Here is a 20,231-nt window from a genome sequence, read left to right as displayed (position 1 = left end):
ATAAAGAAAAAGCTTGTATAATAAAGAAAAAAGGAGCTTTTATGAGAATAGGGCAATCCACCGATATTCATCCCTTTGCGGATGATCGTGATTTGATTTTAGGTGGTGTGAAAATTGATTATGAGAAAGGGTTAATGGGTCATAGTGATGCGGACGCATTATTACATGCGATAGCGGAAGCTATATTAGGGGCGTTAGGATTAGGTGATTTGGGGACTTGGTTTTCCGATCAGGATGTAGCGTATAAAGGAATTGACTCTTCTTTACTACTAAGAGATGTGATTGAAAAAATGAAAGAACACCATTATCGCATTGGTAATATTGATAGCTTGATTTTAATTGAACAGCCAAAAATGAAACCGTATATTCAAAAGATGAAAGAAAACATTGCTCAACTTTGTGAATGTGAAGAAGGGCGAGTGAATGTGAAGGCAACACGTGGAGAAAAGCTCGGTTTTGTGGGTCGCCAAGAGGGTGTTATGGCACAAGCGGTGGTTTTGTTGGAGGAAGATAAATGATGTTTCATAAAACAAATGAAGTAAAAGTATTAAGAGATCCGATTCACGGATATATTCATGTCGAATATCAAGTCATTTGGGATGTCATCAACAATCGTTGGTTTCAGAGATTGCGTCGTATTCGACAATTGGGAGGAGCTTCCGTGGTCTATCACACAGCGGAACACACGCGCTTTTCACATTCCTTAGGAGTGTATGAACTGGTTCGACGAATGGTTACAGAAATTCCGGATTTGGATCAATCATTGAATCAAAGAGAAAAAATGATAGCTATGTTAGCGGGTTTATTGCATGATATCGGTCATGGTCCCTATTCCCATGCATTAGAAGCCATTACCAATGAAAACCATGAGCTTTTTACTTGTCGTATTATTGAAGAAGAAACAGAAATCACAGAAATTTTAAATCACGCTTCCAAGGGTTTGGCTAAAGAGGTGGCGGATGTGATTCGGCATAAAAGTCAAAATCCTTTGTTAAGTCAACTGATTTCTTCTCAATTAGATGCCGATCGAATGGACTATTTATTAAGAGATGCCTATTTTACAGGGACAAAATATGGGGAATTTGATTTGGAGAGGATTTTGCGGGTGATTCGTGTTCATGATGATCGTCAATTGGTCATCAAGGAGTCGGGGGTATATGCGGTAGAAAATTATATTATGGCTCGTTACCACATGTATTGGCAGGTGTATTATCACCCGGTAGCTCGCTCTTTTGAAAGTATTTTGCACTCTTTGTTCCGTCGCTTGAAAGATATTCCGATACAAGGAGAAAAAGTGGAAGTTATGAAACCGATTCTTCAAGGGAGAAGATTGGCGTTAGAAGAATATTTCCGTTTGGATGAATATGCGTTTAGCTATGCGTTTGGGCAATGGGTGGATCATCCGGATCCGATTGTAGCAGATTTGTGCCGTCGTCTAAGAGATCGTGACTTGTTTGACTATGTGGATTATAGTGGTGTTCAACAGGAAATGATCGTCAAAGTTTTGAAGGAAAAAGGTTTTGATAAGAAGTATTATTTAACCAAAGATTTAGTGAATCAGAAGCCTTATCAACCTTATACGAAGAATGAACAGGGAGCCATTTGGGTTCGCTTGAAGAGTGGGGATACCAAAGAATTGGAGTCGGCTTCTGTCATTGTGGATGGGTTAACGCACGGTAAAGATAACAATGATAACAAAATTTTCTTTCCAAAAGAGGTGAGATTTGAAAGCAAAGATTGAATTGAGAGTCGGTGAACAGCGAGAAAAAGTAATTAGTGATGGAGTAGGGTTTTATTCCAAAGGGCGATTGCGCTATTTTGAATTAGATCAGAAAACTAAGCAGGAAGTTTGGTTTGATCAAGATAAAATCGAGATTGTTCGTAAAGGTGAAGTGGAAACAAGATTACGGTTTCGTCGATTTGGTTTATCCAGCTGTGAAGTGAATTCACAGTATGGTTGTATGCAGGTGCCGGTTCGTTTGTTGAAATATGAGATATATCCTTTGGGAATTTATCTCAGTTATCAAATGAATGAGGAAGATTTGTATCATTTTTATTGGAATATTGAACCTTTAGGATAGGTTTGTTTAAAAAAGTTTGCTATTTGATTGACAATCTTAAGTTCTTACTTTATATTCATTAAGAAATTCAAAGCGTGAAGATGTATTAAAGGAGAATTTATATGAGTGTCAATAAAACTATGACAGATGTCGCTTATGATTTTTTGAGTCGACATAAAAAACAAATTGAATTTTTAAAGCTTTGGGATGAGGTGATTAAACAATTTAGTATTCCAGAGGATAAAAAAAGGAGAAAAAAGAGTCAGTTTTATTCTGAATTACTTTTAGATACCCGTTTCGCTTCTTTTGAGAATAACCGTTGGGATTTAAGAAATCGCCACCGCTTTGATGAAACCCATGTGGATACACAAGATATTGCATTTGATGATGACGATGATGAATTAGATGTCATTGGTTTAGATTTACCAAAGGGAGATGATGCCTTTGACAATTAACGGTGGTATTTTCTGCTTTTAAAAAAGGAAAAAATGGGATAGAATACTAGTGTTAATAAAGGAGGACGTTACGTCTTATGGTTTTAGTTTCGGCTAAAGAAATGATTGACAAGGCTCGTCAGGGTCACTACGCGATTGGTGCATTCAACATCAATAACATGGAATGGACAAAAGCTATTTTAGCAGGTGCTCAGGAAACAAATTCACCAGTTATTTTACAAGTGTCGGAAGGTGCTGGTAAGTATATGTGTGGGTTCAAGCAAGTAGCTGACATGGTTAAAAACATTCATGATCAAATGGGCATTACAGTTCCGGTAGCGTTGCATTTAGACCATGGAACTTATGAAGGGGCTAAAGCGGCTATTGAAGCTGGTTTCACATCTGTTATGTTTGATGGCTCGCATTATGATTTCAAGGAAAATGAAGAAAAGTCAAAAGAAATTATCACATTAGCTCATTCAAAGGGCATTTCGGTAGAATGTGAAGTTGGTGGCATTGGCGGTACAGAAGATGGGGTTACTTCTAATGGCGAACAGGCAAATCCTGCTGAATGTGCAGAAATGGCTAATTTGGGTGTAGACTTTTTAGCGGCTGGAATTGGTAATATCCATGGCGTTTACCCAGCTGATTGGGCAGGGTTGAACTTTGATTTATTGGCTAAGATTGATGAAGCGGTTCACCACACACCATTGGTATTACATGGTGGTTCAGGTATCCCTTCTAATCAAATTCATAAGGCTATTGATATGGGTGTCTCCAAGATTAATGTCAACACAGATTTACAGATTGAATTTGCGAAAGCGACTCGTGCTTACATTGAAGCCGGTAAGGATCAACAAGGTAAGGGATTTGATCCTCGTAAATTATTGAAACCAGGTACAGAAGCTATTACAGCTAAAGTTATCTTGATGATTAAGGATTTTGGTTCAGCTAATCAGGCTTAATCTTAAAGATCATCTGTCAGAAAGGAAATATTCCTTTCTGGCTTTTTTAATTCATCTTTTCATTCTTTCTAATCTATCTTAAAATATAAGACAATGATAAAAGCTGTTTTATTTGACATGGACGGGATTCTACTGGATTCAGAATCTTTTTATATGCAGGGAACCATTTCTCAAATGAAATCTTGGGGCTATCAAGGTTCTATTGAAAAAATATATACAATCATTGGTACTTCTATGGAAGAAACGTATGATATCCTTTACCATCTTTTAAATGGGAAAAAACCAAAAGAAGAGATTGCTCAGGAAAATGATCTTTATTTTACGAAAAAAAACCAATTCGGGCAAAAGAAGTGATGTTTTCAGACGTACCGGAGGCCTTGGAAATGCTTAAAAATAAGGGTATTCAAATGGCGGTTTGTTCTTCTTCTCCATATGAAACAGTCATGAATATGCTAGAGGATATGGGCATTCAATCGTATTTTGATTATATTGAATCGGGAGAGAATTTAGCTCATTTCAAACCGAATCCTGATATTTACTTAGAGGCTTTAAGGCGATTAAAGGTAGATGCATCTGAAGCAATTGTCTATGAAGATAGTCAGATTGGTATTCAAGCCGGTAAAAATGCAGGTATGATCACCATTGCTAGAGAAGATTTACGCTATGGGCAGGATCAGAGCCAAGCGGATTTTTGTGTGAAAAATATAAAAGAATTAGTGAGATGGATAGAGAGGGTCAATCATGGAAAAGGTTATTAAAATTCGAGGTGGAAAAACATTAAGTGGAGAAGTTTCTGTATCGGGAGCGAAAAATGCGACGGTTGCTTTAATTCCGGCAGCGATTTTAGCCTCGGGGCCGGTGACGATTGTTGGTGTCCCACAAATTGCAGATGTGCAAAACTTAACGAAAATCTTGAATTTATTACATGTCGAAGTACATCAGGTTGCCAAGGATCATCTTATTATTGACCCGGGTCAAATGAAAGATGTGGAATTAGTGGATGAGGCGGTCACAAAGTTAAGAGCTTCTTATTATTTTATGGGAGCTTTATTGGGGAAGTATGGTCATGTCAAAATGAAAATGCCGGGGGGATGTGATTTAGGACCAAGACCGATTGATTTGCATTTAAAGGGGTTTGAAGCTTTAGGGGCTAAGGTGACCTATGAAAGAGGTTGTTATGTAATTAAAGCCGATGAATTGGTGGGTACTAATATTTTCTTGGATTTTGCCTCTGTTGGAGCGACTATCAATATTATGATGGCTTCTGTTTATGCTAAAGGTAGGACGACGATTGAAAATGCGGCGAAAGAACCTGAAATCATTGATGTCGCAACTCTATTAAATAATATGGGAGCTAAGGTTCGTGGAGCCGGTACGGATGTGATCACCATTGATGGAGTTAATACTATGTATGGTTGTATTCACGAAATTATCCCGGATCGAATTGAAGCGGGTACTTTCTTAATCATGGCTGCGGCTTGTGGAAAAAATGTGACTATTAAGAACGTGATTCCTCCCCACTTAGAAGCGCTTACTTCAAAATTAAGAGAAATGGGTGTTCCTTTAAAGATTGAAATTGATAAGATCATCGTGAAAGAAAGTCATTCTTTAAAAACAACGGATATTACCACCCGTATTTACCCGGGATTTCCAACGGATTTACAGCAACCGTTAACCGTATTACTAACCCAGGCAGATGGTGATTCTCATGTGGAAGAAACTATTTATAAAGAACGCTTTAAACATTGTGAAGAGCTCAATGGTATGGGGGCCAATATTGAAGTGGGACCGGGAGAGGCTGTGATTCATGGCCCAACTCCTTTATTTGGAGCAAAGGTAACGGCAACGGATCTTCGTTGTGGAGCAGCTATGTTGGTGGCCGGTTTGATTGCGGACGGGATTACAGAAATTCATGATATTTATCATATTGAAAGAGGCTATTCGGAGATTGACCAAAAATTGTTGGCGTTAGGGGCAGAAATTTGGCGAGAAGAGGTTGAATAAGACTTGCGATTGAAGAGAAATATGGTACTATATTATGGCAATAAGCACTTACTTTAAGCACAAATGAGGCTTAAGGCAGAAGGGAGATCATATTTATGAAACAAGGGATTCATCCGGAATACCATAAGGTAAAAGTGGTTTGTTCAAGTTGTGGTACGGAATTTGAAACAGGTTCTACAGCAAAAGAATTAAAGGCAGATACATGTTCAAACTGTCACCCATTTTACACAGGTAGACAACGTTTCGCTCAAGCTCAAGGACGTATTGAGAAGTTTAATCGTAAATACGGCATTAAGGAAGGCGAATAAGAGTGAGAAATCACTCTTTTTTTTGGCAGTCCAATTAGAGTACAATGTTTTAGTAAGGAGTGTTATACATGGATGCAGTAAGAGAAAAATTAATAGGAATGGATCAGCGATACCAAACTATTACTAATGATTTAATGGATGAAAAAGTATTTAGTAACCCTGCTTTATTAACGAAATTATCCAAAGAACAAGCTTCTTTGACACAAGCGGTAGAGGCTTGGCATAAATTAAAAGCCTTGGATGAACGAATTGAACAAGCGAATGAAATGATGAAAGAAAGTGATGTAGAGTTAAAAGAAATCGCAAAAATGGAGTTGGAAGAATGTTTGCCAGTACAAGAAGAGCTATTAGAACATATTCAACACTTATTAATTCCAAAAGATCCGGATGATGACCATGATGTTATTATGGAAATCCGTGGTGGTGCCGGCGGAGATGAGGGGAATATTTTTGCAGGGGATCTGTATCGAATGTATACACGTTATGCGGAATCTAAGGGATGGAAGGTTCAAGTCATGGAAACTTCTATTAGTGAAGCGGGTGGTTTCTCACAAGTGATTTTCTCCATCAAGGGTAATGAAGTGTATCGGGATCTAAAGTGGGAATCCGGTGTGCATCGTGTTCAACGGGTGCCTAAAACTGAATCGCAAGGGAGAGTTCATACATCAACTGCGACGGTTCTTTGTCAACCGGAAGCGGAAGAAGCGGACATTGAAATTGATCCGGCTGATTTAACGATTGAAACGCATCGGGCTTCAGGAGCCGGAGGTCAGCACATTAATAAAACAGATTCAGCTGTTCGCATTGTTCATGTACCAACCGGTATCACTGTTAATTGCCAAGAGGGGCGTTCTCAGATTGAAAATAGAGAAACAGCCATGCGCTTGATTCGTGCTCGTGTGTATGAGGAAATTAAGCGTCAAAGAGATGAAGAAGCTGGTGCTGCACGGAGAGCTAAGATTGGCACAGGAGATCGCTCGGAAAAGATTCGCACGTATAATTATCCACAAAATCGAGTCACCGATCATCGAATTGGATTAACCATTACACAACTTGATCGCATTATGGAAGGTAAATTGGATGGCATCATCGCAGGTTTACAAGCAGAAGAAGAAAAAAAGAAGCTAGAGGAAAGCCAAGGATGAGCCTATTCAGAAAATTGGTGTTGGATTTTGAAAAGAAAGCTTTAGAGAAAGGGATTCCCGAAGAAACCGTCATGGCGTATTTGGTGGAATTGAGTCAAAGAGAACGTTATGATTTATACCTTCACTTTGAAGAAGAGGCTCCGCAAGAGTTGGAAAAAGAATTTTGTTTAGGAATGGGAAGAATTCTAAATGGGGAACCCATGGCTCATGTTTTGGGTTATTCGTGGTTTTATGGTTATAAAATGTTGGTGAATGGAGAAGTTTTAATTCCTCGTTATGAAACGGAAGAATTGTGTGCCAATATTTTGAATCGAATGGATACTTTTTTTCCTCATTTAGAAAAAATTGATATTGCGGATGTGGGAACCGGTTCTGGAGCTATTGCAGTTACTCTTTGCAAGGAAGAAAAAAAATGTCAAATGAGAGCGAGCGATATTTCTTTAGAAGCGATAGAAATGGCGAAGAAGAACGCCCGACTTAATGAAGCTACTATTGAATTCTTTGTGGGAAATATGCTAGATCCTTTGATTGAAAAAGGAATTTACTTGGATGTGCTCGTGTGCAATCCACCTTATATTCCTCAAGAGGAAGAAATGGAGTCATCTGTTGTGGATTATGAACCCCATATTGCTTTATTTGGAGGAAAAGATGGTTTGAAATATTATCGGGAAGTATTTGAAAATGCCAATCGTATTTTAAAAAAGAAGTCTTTTATGGCTTTTGAAATGGGATGGAACCAAAGAGAAGCCATATCTCAGCTGATTCAAGAAATGTTGCCAAATGATCGTTTTGAAATTCTTAAAGATATGAATGGAAAAGATCGAATGTTGTTTGTGTATCATAACGGATGAAGAGTCGATGGAAGTGGAAAAACGCTCACTTCATTTGTACTCTTTTTTATTTCGTCTATAATGTATCCGTGATGAAAACGAAAAATAGTAAACCGAAAAAGTGGATTCTTATTTTGACAACTTTATTTTTCTTGTTGTCACTGTTGTTGACATTTACGGTGGTTTGGTTATTTCATACCTGGCCTAAATTACAAATACAGGAATTGATGTTTGAAATTGCGACTCCCTTAAAAGGAACGGGTTCAGATCAAATTCAAAAGTTTATAGTATGGGTCTTTTTGCCAACGCTGTTAGGATTGATATTGGTAGGCTTGGGTTATTATCATCTTAGAGAAGAAAAAAGGAAAAGGAGATATCGACAAGTGATATTGGTTGTATCAAGTCTGTCTCTGATTTTAAGCTTTTTACATTTTTGGATAAAACTGGATGTTGGTCATTATCTGAAAAATCAAGCCATGGATTCAACATTTATTCAAAAAGAATATGTGGATCCATCTAAAGTAAATTTGCAGTTTCCAAAGAAAAAAAGAAATTTAATTTATATTAGTTTAGAATCTATGGAAACCGGCTATTCCAGCAAAGAATATGGTGGAAAAAAACAGGATAACTATATTCCGGAATTGACTAAATTATCTCTTGCCGAACAAAATTTTTCAGCGAATCAATCCCGCTTAAATGGAGCAGTTTCGCTAACCGGAACGACGTGGACAATGGGAGGGTTATTTGCTCAAACATCAGGTCTTCCTTTAAAAATTAATGCAGAAGATCATCGAATGAATACGCAAGATTCTTTTTTCCCAAATATCACAAATCTAGGAGATATTCTCCAAAAAGAAGGGTATCATAATGTCTTTATGTTGGGATCGGATGCTGAATTTGGAGCCCGCCGGTTATTTTTTAAGAGTCATGGAAATTATGAAATTAATGACTATAATTATGCCAAAGCAAAAGGAATGATTCCGTCTAACTATCATGTGTTTTGGGGCTTTGAAGATCATAAACTGTTTGACTTTGCTAAAACAAAATTAACTGATTTAGGGACGAAAGAACAGCCATTTAATTTTCATTTGTTAACAGTAGATACACATTTTGAAGATGGCTATAAGGATCAGGAAACACCAACTAAATTTGGCAAAGATCAATATGGTAATGTGATTTATGGATCAGATCATCGAGTTGGGGAATTTGTGCGGTGGTGTCAGAAACAATCATGGTATCAAAATACAACCATTGTGCTTTCTGGGGATCATCCCACTATGGATAAAGATTTTATGGAAGGAGTGGATGCTCATCATAAGAGAACGGTGTATTACACGATTGTCAATGGGGCAGCTAAAAGGGAAGATGACTCTGTCAGTCGGTATTATTCCACCATGGATAGTTTCCCAACGACCTTAGCAGCGCTAGGGGTGAAAATACCTGGTGATCGTTTGGCTTTAGGTACGAATTTATACGCTAATAAAAAGACGCTTGTGGAAGAATATGGGGAAGACTTTCTGAATGAAGAATTGGCTAAGAAATCAATTTTTATGGAAAAATTAGCTTCGCTTAAGAGTCCGTCAAATGAACACAATTATACATTAGGTTTTACCAGCACTGTGAAAGATAAACAGCTGAAAATTGATTGGAAATATCTATTAGAAAAAGATCAATGGATCGATATAAAAGAAGTCCATGTCTGGCAAAAAAATAAGGAATTAACCAAGTCTTCAGATAATAGTTATCACTTATTAGATGAAAAGGCACCGATCACTTTGAAAGTGAAAGACCAATCTGTTCTTAGCGGAGATCCTCAATTTTTCAGTTTAGATTTTCATTCTTTCATACAAAGCTTAAAACAAGCTGACTTAAAGAAATATGATTGGTATATGGTCAGTTCAGGTGACTTTATGAACCAATTAGATGCAGAAAAAAAACAGGATCTAGAATCTCTGGGTTTATTACAAGAAAAATTTCTTTCGGATTCCAATGTACTTTTGACATCAACCGGTATTAAAGAAAGCTCAAAAGACTCAATTTATAAGAAACAAGATGAGGTGGAGTGCCTTTCTTCTTCAGATTCTAATCAAAAAGCTCGATTCATTTATAAAGGAAAAAAATACCCTATTTCGCAAGGGATTAATTTCTTTGTGGTTAATAAGGAAACAGGGGAAGTTACCAATCGTTCTTTTAATACCGTTGAAGGATATCCTTCTTTTGCTAAAAAATCCATTCGAGTTAAGAATCATCATCTTCACGTTGAAGTGGCTCAGTATTCCGGTATTATGGGGGAAGTCTTTGGCCATTTTCTGTTTGTGAGTGATGGAAAAGAAAGAAGAATGGTTTATTTGGATTTATCAAATGGAGTGTGGAAGGCGGATTTGGATCTTCAAGGAATGGATGAGACAAAGTTAAAAGTCATGGGCTTCTTGAATATAAAGAATCAAATATACTTTATCAAGGACATGGAGGTAAAGAAGTAAAATATAGGACTGATATATAATGAAGATAAGATAAGATGAGAGGTAAGCATGAAACAAAATAAGACGAAAAAGCCGTTAAGTAAGGGAATGAAGATTTTCTTGGATATTGCCATGGTTGTTAGTTTATTGGTGGCGGGCTTTTCAGCTTGGAATATTGTTCAGGTTTTAAAGGGATATCAAGAATCTAAACAAGCTTACGAAGAAGTCCGTAAAGAAGTTGTGGTAGTGGATAAAATCACAAAAAAGGAAAAAGTGGATTTTAAAAAATTGAGACAGCTTTATCCGGATACGGCAGCTTGGATTAAGATGAAAAATAGTGCCATTAATTATCCAATTGCGTATGGTGATTCTTTGATTCCGGAAAGAAGGGGGAATGAATTTTATTTGCATCACTTGATGGATGGTCGTTACCAAAATTCAGGAACTTTATTTTTGGATGTTCAAAATGGTCGTCACTTGAATTCGAAAGTACTGGTGGTGTATGGTCACCATATGCGAGATGGTTCTATGTTTGCAGATATTGATAAATTCCAGAAACAATCCTATTACGATAGTCATAAAGAAATGGAATTAGAAACTCCTAGTGGGAAATATAAAGTGTATCCAATTGCCGGTATTAAGACGACCGGATCGGATGATTATGTGCGATATCGTTTTGGATCAGATCAAGATTTTATGAAATATGTTCAAAGGTTTGAAAAGAATAGTACGTTTCGTTCTGAGCAAAAAGTGAGTGCTAAGGATCGCTTGATTTTATTTTCAACTTGTGATTATAGTTTGGAAGATGGTCGTTATGCCTTAATTGCGAAGTTGGTTAAGGAGTAGAAGGTGGATATATGTTAAAAACAAAAGATTGTTTTGATTTAAGCCATAGTTTAGCTGGCGATTATTTGAAAAAATATGAGTATCCTTGGCAAGCTTTGTCGGGAATCAAAGAGTTGATTCTGGATTTAGGAAATCAGCTTGGTGATGAATATGAAGAAGTACAACCACAAGTGTGGGTGCATAAGACGGCGAAGGTTTTCCCTTCAGCTTATTTAGGATCTCCTTGTATTATCGGGGCACGTACAGAAGTGCGTCACTGTGCGTTTATTCGTAGTTGTGCTTTGGTAGGAGAAGATTGTGTAGTGGGTAATTCTGTGGAATTAAAGAATGTGATTTTGTTTGATCATGTTCAAGTGCCTCATTACAATTATGTCGGTGATTCTATTCTTGGTTATTATAGCCATATGGGAGCCGGTGCAGTCACTTCTAATGTTAAATCCGATCATAGTTTGGTGACTCTTCGGGAAGGGGATCAGAAAATAGGAACGGGGCTAAAAAAGTTTGGAGCTATTTTAGCGGATTATGTTGAAGTTGGTTGTAATTCTGTTTTAAATCCGGGTACAGTTATCGGTTCTCATTCACGAGTTTATCCGACAACGGGGGTTCGTGGTTTTGTGCCGGAGAATAGTATTGTGAAAAAAACGGATGTAATTGTAAGAATAAAAGAAGAAAGATAAGTGTTTTTTGGTCTGTAGATGGGAATTGAAAGAAGAAGGTTGTGAAATCTTTTTCTTTTGTTGTATCAATCAGTAATAAATGATTGACTTCTTGATTTTAAGTTGTGAAGTAACCGGAATCTAAGTCGTATCTTATGTTTGTTCGAGGTGAGGGGTTTTCCTGTTGGGATGGCGATTGTGCATAGGTAGGAACGGTGGGTACCAAGAAACTAAAATCGATGGGTAGAGTCGTATTAAAGTGAAGGGGACAACATGAAAACTTATTATGTATGGATTGGGACGTTTGAAGAGGGTGATTTTGAACAGTATTGGGATAATGAACTTTATGAAAATGAAATAGAACTGTGGAAGAAAGGACAAAGAGCTAAACCGAGTGAAACCTTAAAGTGCGGATTTTGCAAGGAAATGGGCTTAGAAAAATTGGACAAGAAAGATTTTTGGTTTTCTGATAGGGCTTCTTTATGTACGATACGAGAGCTGGCAAAAGACTATATCGCAGATATAGGTGAATTTGAAAGAAAATGTGATGAGAAAGGAATTTTAGAGGGAAATGTAATTTGGGGCGTCTCTGTGAAAGATTTCTCTGATTTAGAACCGGAAGCTTGCCGCAGTATGTATTATGTTGGGAAGATAGAGATGTAAATAGGATGGTGTCAGATACTAGAAAATAGTGAAAATATAGTGGAATAAAATTTGATGTTGGAAAGCCTAAAATATTGATCTAAGACCTTTTATTTGTTTGTGGATTCATCCTAAATATAGAAAAGAGAAAAAACGATGCTTATATGTCAAAATAGTGAAATTAATGTGTTGGTAGACCTTCTTAGAAAAGATGAAGTCGTTGCGGTGCCTACGGATACGGTTTTTGGTGTCTGTGCTCGTTATGATCATATACAAGCGCAGGAAAATCTAAGAGATTTAAAAAAAAGACCGGAAACCAAGGCCTTTCCAATCATGTGTGCAGATATGGAACAAGTTTTACAAATTTGTGAAATGTGTGAAGAAGAAAAACGGGTTATGAATCAGTTTATGCCCGGTCCTTTGACCATGATTCTGAAGAAAAAGAAAGGAGTTCCTTCCTTTGTGAATGGGGGAAAGGATACAATTGCGATTCGTCTAGCGACGAGTCCTATCTTAGCAGAAATGATTGGAAAGCTTGGTGTTCCTGTCTATATGACGAGTGCAAATGTATCAGGTGAGCCGGCCGCTTTGACGGTAGAAGACGTTCCGGGGGTCAAAGCTGCTTTGGCGGGAAAGGTAGAGTTTGCCCAAGCCAGTACCATTGTTTTCTATGGAGAAGCAGGTTGGAAAGTATTGCGTCAAGGACCAATTTTGCTACAACAGATTCAAGAAGCTACTTCAAAAGGGAAGAAAGACTAGTCAATGGCTGAGTCTTTTCTTTTTCTTGTAAAGCTTTGGTATGAAATTTTCGACTATTTAAAGCGTAATGGATGGCTTCTTGCAGTTGATCAGGATGACACTCTTCTTTTTCAAGACATAAGCCGACCGAATACGGAATGTGCTTTTTCTTAGGCAATATGAGCTGAGGAATTCCTGCTTGCTTGCAAGTTTGGTATAAATATATATTTTCTTGATGGATGACTAAAGGGGCTTTATAGAATAAAATTTGACCTGGTTCTAAAAAACGATACTGATCCAGTATTGATGTCAATATCTTTTCATAATCAGTACCACGTTCTAAAAGAACTTTATTGGTAGAAATAAAGGATTCACTATTTTGAACTTTTAAAAGATGACCGGGGATATCAAAACTGAAATAGATACCCAGTTTTCGAAGATCTTGATATTGGAAGATTTGTTCAAGACGATTTTCTCTAAATAAACGGTTTAAACCACGAAATAGATTATGATCACTATGTAGTTTTTCAAGGTATCGCTCTTGTAAAAAGTAAAGAGGGATGTGGTATAGCGAAGTAACTACAAACGCCGCATATCTACCTAAAGAAATACAACAATCAGGCTGGTAATCTTGAATCGCTTTTTCCATAGAGGCGAGGTCTTTTTTTAAGAAGGAATAGGATAGTTCTCCTTTAGCGTAGTGATCTTCTAAAGCATTTTCAGGACAGAAAAAGAAAAGATGATGGTTTTTTGGGGAAGGATAATTTTTTTTCGCCCAAGAAAAGGTGTTAGTGGCACAAATCGCAAAGTCGGCGTCAAGATTAGATTGAAGACTTCTTAAAAGAGATTGATAATCCGCTTGATTTCGAACAAACCAAAGTACTTTCATGGCTCAAATATAGCATGATTTGGGTTTTGGGAAAATGAGGTTGTCTTGAATTCCTCTCTAATTTCGTATAAAATAGCGAAAGAAAATTGGAGGTAGAATCATGCTAGAAGTCTTACATCATCCACTTATTACGCATAAATTAACGCAAATGCGCCAAAATTCAACGACAACCAAGGATTTTCGTGAAAATTTAGATGAAATCGCTGAATTGATGGCTTATGAAGTTTGCCGTGATTTACCAACAAGACCGATTGAAATTGAAACACCGGTTTCTAAGTGTATTGGTTACGAATTGTCGAAGGAAGTTGTTATTGTGCCTATCCTTCGGGCAGGAATTGGGTTATTGGATGGAATTCGCCGTTTGGTGCCAACCGCTAAAGTTGGATTTATTGGTATGTATCGAGATGAAGAAACTTTAGAACCGGTTGAATATTTTGCAAAATTTCCTAATGATTTGGAACATTCGATCGTGATGATCGTAGATCCTATGTTAGCAACTGGAGGTAGTGCGAACGATGCTATCAATCAAATCAAGAAACGAGGGGCGAAAAATATCAAGTTGGTTTGTTTGGTAGGAGCGCCAGAAGGTGTTCAACTGATTCAAAAGAATCATCCTGATGTGGATGTATATTTAGCGGCACTGGATGAAAGATTGAACGAGCATGGCTATATTGTACCTGGTTTAGGGGATGCGGGAGACCGTATTTTTGGGACAAAGTAATTGTTTAAGTCGATGATTCAATCTTTTCTTTATTTGATGTCTTTGGTGATAAGCTATTATGCTTTACAAGCTTTTAATTTTGAAAAGGTATTGCGAAAAAATAGAGTGTATCAGGCACAAGTTTTATATGGTCTATTGGTGATTGCCTTAGCTTATTTGGTAGGATCATTTTTCTGTTTCTTTATTCATTAAATGATAAAAAGGAAATTTGGCTTTCTATGGGAATATAACCATAGGAGGCTTTTTATCATGAGTGCAAAAGAATTATGGGCAAATTATATGGATGAAAGAAGAAAAGTGTATGGCCTGGTGGTTCCAGAACAAGTCAATTCTGCTTTGATTTCAGAAGCGAACTGGATCACAAGATCACAATATAGTTCAGGGCAATATCTAGGTGTGCATGTTAAGGTAGGGGATATTTGTTACCTGGATTATGGACAAGCGTATCTTAACGAAATGGGTTATCAGCATTTTGGTTTAGTTTTTTCTTTATTTGCGAAAAAAGCATTGATTATACCAATGACTTCTAATCCAAACACTTATGCAAAAGCCTATGATGCTCGTTACCAACAACATGGTAAGGAACATTTGATGCGCATTGGGCTAATTCCGGGATTGATCAGACCCTCTGTGCTATTTTTAAACGATTTACGTTTTATCAATACGGCAAGAGTGATTGATGTCAAGGCATATATTTCACCGGATTCTTCTTTGTTTAAACGTATTGAAGAAAGAGTGAAAGAAGTGGTCTTTTCAGAAAGAAGGCGTTGAAATGTTGTAAAATAGGAACATGAAGAAATTAGAAGGAAAATGGTTAGTGGCTGTTTCAACAGGACCGGATTCTATGTATTTGGTGCACCAATGTTTAGAATTGGGAATGGATATTCAAATAGCTCATGTGAATTATCATCATCGCAAGCAAGCGGCTGAAGAAGAAGCGTTTATTCGTTTTTTTGCGGAAGAAAACCAAATTCCTCTTCATGTTCGAAACGATGCTTTTAAACCAAAAGGAAACTTTGAAGCTGAAGCGAGAGAATGGCGTTACACTTTCTTTGCGAAAATTGTCAGAAAAGAACAATTGAAGGGCGTATTGGTAGCTCATCAACAAGAAGATCTTTTAGAAACATTTTTAATGCAAGAAGAGAAGAGATTAGAACCGGATTATTTTGGTTTAAAAGAGCGAACGATGATGCAAGGGATTTCGGTTGTGCGTCCTTTATTGACCATGAGAAAAGCTGAGATTCTACGGTATTTAGATGAACATCAGTATCGCTATTTTATAGATCATACCAATTTGGAAGATAAATATCGCCGTAATCAAATTCGCCATAGTCAAGTGGAAACAATGACCGATTTTATGCGGGAAGCCTTGTTACAGGAAATTAATAGGAGAAATTCTATTCTACAAGAAAGAAGACATCGAGTAGCGAAGTATATTCAGAAAGGAAAAGTATCGTTAAAGTTGTATCGAAATTTGGAAAAAGAAGATCGCTTATCCACTTTAAGACAACTTTTAGACCAAAAAAAACATCACACAAAAGTTCAACTGATCGAGTTAGATCAAATTGTGATGCGGAAAGAGTCTTTTTATATTCCTTTTGAAAAGTGGTATTTCACCAGTGATGGTCAGTTCTTCTTTTTATGGAAGGAGGAAAATTACTCATATTCGGATATTCAAATAAAAGAGTATCCTTTCTTTAAAGTGGAAAAAGGGGAAAGTGGAGTTAATGCAGTGACAGTGCACGCTTCAGATTATCCATTGACCATTCGCAATTATCGAAAAGGAGATACCATTCAGCTTCGTTTTGGTAAAAAGAAAGTATCCCGTTTTTTTATTGATCGAAAAATACCTTTGTATTTACGGAAAGTATGGCCAATTGTTCTCAATAAAAAGGCAGAGGTCATCTTAGTTCCCGGATTGGGCTCAGATGTGAACCATTACTCTATAAACCCAACTTTCAATGTGATACAATACTTAAATACTAAGGAGTAATTATGTGGGAAAAAGAAACGATTAAAAAGGTGTTAATTAATCAAGAAGAAATTCGGCAACGTTGTGTGGAATTGGGTGCTGAAATTACGAGAGACTATAAAGGAAAGAAACCGCTGGTAGTGGCTTTACTTCGTGGTTCGGTACCATTCTTGGCTGAATTGATTAAAAATATTGATTTAAATCTTCAATATGACTTTATGGATGTTTCTTCTTATGAAGGGACGGAGTCCATTGGGGATATCCGTATTATCAAGGATTTGGATTCTTCTATCAAAGGAAAGAGCATTATTTTAGTAGAAGATATTGTGGATACAGGTCGTACAATTAAAACGGTTGTAGAAACGTTAATGAATAAGGGAGCCACTTCCGTTCAAGTGGTGACTTTATTGGATAAGCCAAGTCGTCGTGTAGTGGATGTAACACCAGATTATATTGGTTTTAAGATTGGTAATGAATTTGTGGTTGGCTTTGGAATGGATTTTAATCAAGATTACCGTTGCTTACCTTACATTGGTGTTTTGAAAGATGAATGTTACCAAATTGAGGAGTAAGAATGAAAAATAAAAATTTAATTCAGCGTTATTTACCGGTATTGATTATTTTGGTTGCACTAGCTAATTTAGTTTTATTCAATCCAAATCGTTCGTCTGGTAAGTTTACTATTAACGATTATTCAAAATTAGTGGAATCGGGAAAGATTGAAGAGGCAACCTTTTCAGTTGGAAAGAATATCACCACTGTAAAGGGAACTTATACGGATATGGCTAAAAAAGCCACCTTTGAGGTGTCATTTCCTAGTCACAGTGAATTGCTTAATACAAGCATTAATAAATTGAAAGAGAAGAATATTTCGGTCGTAGATTCAGAGGCATCTAATAAATTTGTCGATGCCATCATCAATTTAATTCCTTTTGTGTTGATGATGGGCTTTGGTTTTTGGATGATTTCTCGTATGGCTCAAGCTAACGGAGCGAATGGGAAAGCTTTTGAGTTCTCCAATTCAAAAGCTCGTTTGGAAAGTAAAATTCGAACTCGTTTTGAAGATGTGGCGGGATGTGATGAAGAAAAACAAGAAATGTCAGAGATCATCGACTATCTCAAATATCCAAAGAAATTTGAAAAAATGGGAGCTCGTATTCCAAAAGGGATTTTATTAAGCGGTTATCCGGGAACGGGTAAGACTTTATTGGCTAAAGCGGTAGCCGGGGAAGCGGACGTACCTTTCTATAGTATTTCCGGTTCTGACTTTGTGGAGATGTTTGTTGGTGTTGGGGCTTCTCGTGTTCGTGACATGTTTAAAAAGGCTAAGCAAACAGCACCTTGTATGATTTTTATTGATGAAATTGATGCTGTAGGGCGTCAACGTGGAGCCGGATTCGGTGGTGGCCATGATGAACGTGAACAAACACTGAATCAGTTACTGGTTGAAATGGATGGAATGGAAGAAAATAATGGTGTCGTTATCATTGCAGCTACTAACCGTCCGGATGTATTGGATCCTGCTTTGTTAAGAGCCGGTCGTTTCGATCGTCAAATCATGGTTTCTCTTCCAGATTGGAAAGGACGTAAGGCTATTTTAGAAGTTCATGCTCGTAACAAGAAATTAGCCTCCCATGTAAATTTGGAAGCACTTGCAAAGAGAACACCTGGTTTTTCAGGGGCTGATTTAGAAAACGTTTTGAATGAGTCCGCTATTTTAGCCGTTCGTGAAAATACTGATGAAATCAGTATGAACCAAATTGATGAGGCCATTGATCGTGTTATGATGGGACCGGCTAAGGTTTCTCGCACTTATGATGAGGAGACGAAGAAATTAGTAGCCTATCATGAAAGCGGTCATGCGATTATTGGCTTATTCTTTGACAATGCTCAAATTGTTCAAAAGGTGACGATTATTCCACGTGGTCAAGCAGGTGGATATAACTTAATGACACCAAAAGAAGAAAAGATGATGCATACTAAGAAGGATTTGATGGCTTCTATTATTTCTTATATGGGCGGTCGTACGGCAGAAGAATTATTCTTTGACGATATTACAACCGGTGCAGTGGATGATATTAAAAGAGCTACTAATATTGCTCAAGATATGGTTACTTTATATGGTATGTCCGATCTTGGACCGATTAAGTACCACTCAGGAAACGAGAATGTTTTCTTAGGTCGTGATTACAATCGACCAAATAATGTATCCGGTGAAGTGGCGTATGAAATTGATCAAGAAGTTCGCAAGATTGTGAATGCTTGTCATGATAAGGCAAGAGAAATCATTACACAGCATAAGAAAGAATTAGAGTCCATCGCAAATGCTTTAATAGAAAATGAAACATTAACGAATGAACAAATTCGCAATATTGTTCAAGGATTACCAATGGATGGAGAAGCTCTTCCGGAAGCTCAATAAGTACTCGAAAGAGTACTTTTTGTATCTCATTTTTGAAAAGGACAAGCGTTTTCATAATGAAACACTTTTATATTGACAAAAGTTTCACAGATTTTAAAATAAGAAAAGCACTCTAGGAGGAATTTATATGAAGAAAGTGTTAACGGCTGTTTTATCGATAGCTTTATTAGCTGGCTGTGCCGGTACAGCAGCTCCTAAGAAAGCAGCGACTAAAAAATTAAAAATTGGTATTGGATCTGTTTCGAATTTGAAGTCAAAAGAGTTAAAGAATAATAAAGGTTCGGTTCAATTTAATACAACGATTGCGACAGTTGTCTTGGAAGGGGACGTCATCAAGTATTTGAGTTTTGATGTAGCTCAAAATACATCTACTTTTGATGGTGCCGGTAAATTCACATCCAATCATTCGAAAACGCTGACAAAGAAGGAAAAGAAAGATGACTATGGCATGAAGAAGATTTCTAAGATTGGTAAAGAATGGTATGAACAGGCTGAAGCTCTTGAAAAGTGGGCTATTGGCAAGAAGGTATCGGACTTCAAAAATATGAAAACTAAGAAGAGTAGTCATGGTATGAAGACAGCTGAAACTGACTTGCAAACAAGTGTGACGATCGGTGTAGATCGTTTCTTAGCTAGTTTTGATAAGGCGGTGAAGACAGCTACCGAAGTAGAAGGAGCTACTCAAGTCGCAAATGCAAGTTCTACTAAGATCGTCAATAAAAATGCCATCAGTGCTCAATCAAATGTAACTTATGCGGCTTTGGCTTTAGATAAAGACGGAAAAATTTTATTGGCTTTAACAGATGTGGCACAAAATAAGGTGAAAGTAACGAATAAAGGGGCTTTTGACGGTGAAGTGAAAGAAACACCGACAAAAGTGGAAAGAAAAGACGAGTATGGTATGAAGAAAGCCTCTAAGATTGGTAAAGAATGGTATGAACAAAACGCTGCTTTAGATAAGTGGTTTGTTGGTAAAACAAAGACTGATGTAGAAAATATGAAGACAGAAGTCAAAAACAATCATGTGGTTTCAACGGATAAAGATCTCTTATCAGGAGCGACATTCGGGGTGGATGAATTCCAAAAGACAATAGTCAAAGCTTTCGCAAATACAACTGAAATAAAGTAATGAATAGA

General features: G+C 37.2%; 24 protein-coding genes. 23 read left to right on the top strand and 1 reads right to left on the bottom strand.

Annotation, left to right across the window (positions count from 1 at the left end; all coding sequences use genetic code 11):
- Positions 1–41 precede the first annotated feature (41 nt).
- The 16 genes from ispF to HMPREF9013_RS00245 all read left to right on the top strand — a co-directional run bounded on the left by ispF (position 42) and on the right by HMPREF9013_RS00245 (position 13,111).
- On the top strand, positions 42–518 hold the full coding sequence (gene ispF, locus HMPREF9013_RS00320) for a 2-C-methyl-D-erythritol 2,4-cyclodiphosphate synthase (protein WP_006626370.1): 477 nt from the start codon (positions 42–44) through the stop codon (positions 516–518).
- Entirely contained in the window at positions 515–1,741 is a 1,227-nt protein-coding gene (locus tag HMPREF9013_RS00315) for an HD domain-containing protein (RefSeq protein ID WP_040333187.1), read from the top strand. The genes ispF and HMPREF9013_RS00315 overlap by 4 nt, the downstream gene beginning before the upstream one ends.
- On the top strand, positions 1,725–2,081 hold the full coding sequence (locus HMPREF9013_RS00310; RefSeq protein WP_006626368.1) for a DUF1934 family protein: 357 nt from the start codon (positions 1,725–1,727) through the stop codon (positions 2,079–2,081). Before HMPREF9013_RS00315 ends, HMPREF9013_RS00310 begins: the two co-directional genes overlap by 17 nt.
- A gap of 101 nt (positions 2,082–2,182) precedes the next feature.
- Positions 2,183–2,515, top strand: a complete 333-nt coding sequence (gene rpoE, locus HMPREF9013_RS00305) for a DNA-directed RNA polymerase subunit delta (RefSeq protein ID WP_006626367.1) — start codon at positions 2,183–2,185, stop codon at positions 2,513–2,515.
- Between the two features lie 77 nt (positions 2,516–2,592).
- Complete coding sequence (gene fba, locus HMPREF9013_RS00300) at positions 2,593–3,459, top strand: class II fructose-1,6-bisphosphate aldolase (RefSeq protein WP_006626366.1); 867 nt, start codon at positions 2,593–2,595, stop codon at positions 3,457–3,459.
- Between the two features lie 93 nt (positions 3,460–3,552).
- Positions 3,553–3,813 (top strand): HAD hydrolase-like protein, encoded by a 261-nt coding sequence (locus HMPREF9013_RS07645; protein ID WP_006626365.1) that lies wholly within the window; start codon positions 3,553–3,555, stop codon positions 3,811–3,813.
- Positions 3,813–4,217, top strand: coding sequence for an HAD family hydrolase (locus tag HMPREF9013_RS07595; RefSeq protein WP_050772068.1), 405 nt, complete (start codon positions 3,813–3,815; stop codon positions 4,215–4,217). The genes HMPREF9013_RS07645 and HMPREF9013_RS07595 overlap by 1 nt, the downstream gene beginning before the upstream one ends.
- Positions 4,201–5,463: a UDP-N-acetylglucosamine 1-carboxyvinyltransferase gene (locus HMPREF9013_RS00285; protein WP_006626363.1), complete on the top strand. Its 1,263-nt coding sequence runs from the start codon at positions 4,201–4,203 to the stop codon at positions 5,461–5,463. The genes HMPREF9013_RS07595 and HMPREF9013_RS00285 overlap by 17 nt, the downstream gene beginning before the upstream one ends.
- A 95-nt stretch (positions 5,464–5,558) precedes the next feature.
- On the top strand, positions 5,559–5,771 hold the full coding sequence (gene rpmE / locus HMPREF9013_RS00280) for a 50S ribosomal protein L31 (protein ID WP_006626362.1): 213 nt from the start codon (positions 5,559–5,561) through the stop codon (positions 5,769–5,771).
- Positions 5,772–5,839: 68 nt separating this feature from the next.
- Entirely contained in the window at positions 5,840–6,916 is a 1,077-nt protein-coding gene (gene prfA / locus HMPREF9013_RS00275; RefSeq protein ID WP_006626361.1) for a peptide chain release factor 1, read from the top strand.
- Entirely contained in the window at positions 6,913–7,767 is an 855-nt protein-coding gene (gene prmC, locus HMPREF9013_RS00270; protein WP_006626360.1) for a peptide chain release factor N(5)-glutamine methyltransferase, read from the top strand. The genes prfA and prmC overlap by 4 nt, the downstream gene beginning before the upstream one ends.
- Positions 7,768–7,838: 71 nt before the next feature.
- Positions 7,839–10,229 carry an LTA synthase family protein gene (locus tag HMPREF9013_RS07135; protein WP_006626359.1) on the top strand — a complete coding sequence of 797 codons (2,391 nt, stop codon included), beginning with the start codon at positions 7,839–7,841 and terminating at the stop codon, positions 10,227–10,229.
- A gap of 48 nt (positions 10,230–10,277) precedes the next feature.
- Positions 10,278–11,054, top strand: a complete 777-nt coding sequence (gene srtB, locus HMPREF9013_RS00260; protein WP_006626358.1) for a class B sortase — start codon at positions 10,278–10,280, stop codon at positions 11,052–11,054.
- Between the two features lie 11 nt (positions 11,055–11,065).
- On the top strand, positions 11,066–11,731 hold the full coding sequence (locus tag HMPREF9013_RS00255) for an acyltransferase (protein WP_006626357.1): 666 nt from the start codon (positions 11,066–11,068) through the stop codon (positions 11,729–11,731).
- Positions 11,732–11,983: 252 nt separating this feature from the next.
- The gene (locus HMPREF9013_RS00250) at positions 11,984–12,373 is read left to right on the top strand and encodes an immunity 22 family protein (RefSeq protein ID WP_006626356.1); all 390 of its coding nucleotides are present in this window, start codon (positions 11,984–11,986) and stop codon (positions 12,371–12,373) included.
- 135 nt (positions 12,374–12,508) lie between these two features.
- Positions 12,509–13,111, top strand: a complete 603-nt coding sequence (locus HMPREF9013_RS00245; protein WP_006626355.1) for an L-threonylcarbamoyladenylate synthase — start codon at positions 12,509–12,511, stop codon at positions 13,109–13,111.
- Here HMPREF9013_RS00245 and HMPREF9013_RS00240 read toward each other — a convergent pair.
- Positions 13,086–13,979, bottom strand: coding sequence for a hypothetical protein (locus HMPREF9013_RS00240; protein ID WP_006626354.1), 894 nt, complete (start codon positions 13,977–13,979; stop codon positions 13,086–13,088). The two genes, HMPREF9013_RS00245 and HMPREF9013_RS00240, sit on opposite strands and share 26 nt — an antisense overlap.
- A 100-nt stretch (positions 13,980–14,079) precedes the next feature.
- Here HMPREF9013_RS00240 and upp point away from each other — a divergent pair, with 100 nt between their 5' ends.
- From upp to HMPREF9013_RS00205, 7 genes are all read left to right on the top strand, one after another.
- Positions 14,080–14,700, top strand: a complete 621-nt coding sequence (upp, locus tag HMPREF9013_RS00235) for a uracil phosphoribosyltransferase (RefSeq protein ID WP_006626353.1) — start codon at positions 14,080–14,082, stop codon at positions 14,698–14,700.
- A 12-nt stretch (positions 14,701–14,712) separates the two neighbouring features.
- Positions 14,713–14,892: a DUF1146 domain-containing protein gene (locus HMPREF9013_RS00230; RefSeq protein ID WP_006626352.1), complete on the top strand. Its 180-nt coding sequence runs from the start codon at positions 14,713–14,715 to the stop codon at positions 14,890–14,892.
- A 57-nt stretch (positions 14,893–14,949) separates the two neighbouring features.
- Positions 14,950–15,471, top strand: coding sequence for a hypothetical protein (locus HMPREF9013_RS00225; RefSeq protein WP_006626351.1), 522 nt, complete (start codon positions 14,950–14,952; stop codon positions 15,469–15,471).
- A 19-nt stretch (positions 15,472–15,490) separates the two neighbouring features.
- Entirely contained in the window at positions 15,491–16,693 is a 1,203-nt protein-coding gene (tilS, locus tag HMPREF9013_RS00220; protein WP_006626350.1) for a tRNA lysidine(34) synthetase TilS, read from the top strand.
- Between the two features lie 2 nt (positions 16,694–16,695).
- Positions 16,696–17,244: a hypoxanthine phosphoribosyltransferase gene (gene hpt / locus HMPREF9013_RS00215; protein ID WP_006626349.1), complete on the top strand. Its 549-nt coding sequence runs from the start codon at positions 16,696–16,698 to the stop codon at positions 17,242–17,244.
- A 2-nt stretch (positions 17,245–17,246) separates the two neighbouring features.
- Complete coding sequence (ftsH, locus tag HMPREF9013_RS00210) at positions 17,247–19,094, top strand: ATP-dependent zinc metalloprotease FtsH (protein ID WP_006626348.1); 1,848 nt, start codon at positions 17,247–17,249, stop codon at positions 19,092–19,094.
- A 127-nt stretch (positions 19,095–19,221) separates the two neighbouring features.
- Complete coding sequence (locus tag HMPREF9013_RS00205; protein ID WP_006626347.1) at positions 19,222–20,223, top strand: hypothetical protein; 1,002 nt, start codon at positions 19,222–19,224, stop codon at positions 20,221–20,223.
- Positions 20,224–20,231 lie beyond the last annotated feature (8 nt).

Source organism: Bulleidia extructa W1219, from assembly GCF_000177375.1.
Classification (GTDB): domain Bacteria; phylum Bacillota_I; class Bacilli_A; order Erysipelotrichales; family Erysipelotrichaceae; genus Bulleidia; species Bulleidia extructa.
Note: the sequence above shows the minus strand (reverse complement) of the source record. Positions and strands in the feature narration are given on the sequence as shown.

What these genes read in the sequence shown, in the direction of transcription:
- HMPREF9013_RS00245 (WP_006626355.1), top strand. Translation starts at nt 12,509, where the DNA reads ATGCTTATATGTCAAAATAGTGAAATTAATGTGTTGGTAGACCTTCTT.
- HMPREF9013_RS00230 (WP_006626352.1), top strand. Translation starts at nt 14,713, where the DNA reads ATGATTCAATCTTTTCTTTATTTGATGTCTTTGGTGATAAGCTATTAT.
- rpmE (WP_006626362.1), top strand. Translation starts at nt 5,559, where the DNA reads ATGAAACAAGGGATTCATCCGGAATACCATAAGGTAAAAGTGGTTTGT.
- tilS (WP_006626350.1), top strand. Translation starts at nt 15,491, where the DNA reads ATGAAGAAATTAGAAGGAAAATGGTTAGTGGCTGTTTCAACAGGACCG.
- prfA (WP_006626361.1), top strand. Translation starts at nt 5,840, where the DNA reads ATGGATGCAGTAAGAGAAAAATTAATAGGAATGGATCAGCGATACCAA.
- HMPREF9013_RS07645 (WP_006626365.1), top strand. Translation starts at nt 3,553, where the DNA reads ATGATAAAAGCTGTTTTATTTGACATGGACGGGATTCTACTGGATTCA.
- HMPREF9013_RS00250 (WP_006626356.1), top strand. Translation starts at nt 11,984, where the DNA reads ATGAAAACTTATTATGTATGGATTGGGACGTTTGAAGAGGGTGATTTT.
- HMPREF9013_RS07595 (WP_050772068.1), top strand. Translation starts at nt 3,813, where the DNA reads ATGTTTTCAGACGTACCGGAGGCCTTGGAAATGCTTAAAAATAAGGGT.
- HMPREF9013_RS00225 (WP_006626351.1), top strand. Translation starts at nt 14,950, where the DNA reads ATGAGTGCAAAAGAATTATGGGCAAATTATATGGATGAAAGAAGAAAA.
- srtB (WP_006626358.1), top strand. Translation starts at nt 10,278, where the DNA reads ATGAAACAAAATAAGACGAAAAAGCCGTTAAGTAAGGGAATGAAGATT.
- ispF (WP_006626370.1), top strand. Translation starts at nt 42, where the DNA reads ATGAGAATAGGGCAATCCACCGATATTCATCCCTTTGCGGATGATCGT.
- HMPREF9013_RS00205 (WP_006626347.1), top strand. Translation starts at nt 19,222, where the DNA reads ATGAAGAAAGTGTTAACGGCTGTTTTATCGATAGCTTTATTAGCTGGC.
- hpt (WP_006626349.1), top strand. Translation starts at nt 16,696, where the DNA reads ATGTGGGAAAAAGAAACGATTAAAAAGGTGTTAATTAATCAAGAAGAA.
- HMPREF9013_RS00315 (WP_040333187.1), top strand. Translation starts at nt 515, where the DNA reads ATGATGTTTCATAAAACAAATGAAGTAAAAGTATTAAGAGATCCGATT.
- ftsH (WP_006626348.1), top strand. Translation starts at nt 17,247, where the DNA reads ATGAAAAATAAAAATTTAATTCAGCGTTATTTACCGGTATTGATTATT.
- upp (WP_006626353.1), top strand. Translation starts at nt 14,080, where the DNA reads ATGCTAGAAGTCTTACATCATCCACTTATTACGCATAAATTAACGCAA.
- rpoE (WP_006626367.1), top strand. Translation starts at nt 2,183, where the DNA reads ATGAGTGTCAATAAAACTATGACAGATGTCGCTTATGATTTTTTGAGT.
- HMPREF9013_RS00255 (WP_006626357.1), top strand. Translation starts at nt 11,066, where the DNA reads ATGTTAAAAACAAAAGATTGTTTTGATTTAAGCCATAGTTTAGCTGGC.
- HMPREF9013_RS00240 (WP_006626354.1), bottom strand. Translation starts at nt 13,979, where the DNA reads ATGAAAGTACTTTGGTTTGTTCGAAATCAAGCGGATTATCAATCTCTT.
- fba (WP_006626366.1), top strand. Translation starts at nt 2,593, where the DNA reads ATGGTTTTAGTTTCGGCTAAAGAAATGATTGACAAGGCTCGTCAGGGT.
- HMPREF9013_RS00285 (WP_006626363.1), top strand. Translation starts at nt 4,201, where the DNA reads ATGGAAAAGGTTATTAAAATTCGAGGTGGAAAAACATTAAGTGGAGAA.
- HMPREF9013_RS07135 (WP_006626359.1), top strand. Translation starts at nt 7,839, where the DNA reads ATGAAAACGAAAAATAGTAAACCGAAAAAGTGGATTCTTATTTTGACA.
- prmC (WP_006626360.1), top strand. Translation starts at nt 6,913, where the DNA reads ATGAGCCTATTCAGAAAATTGGTGTTGGATTTTGAAAAGAAAGCTTTA.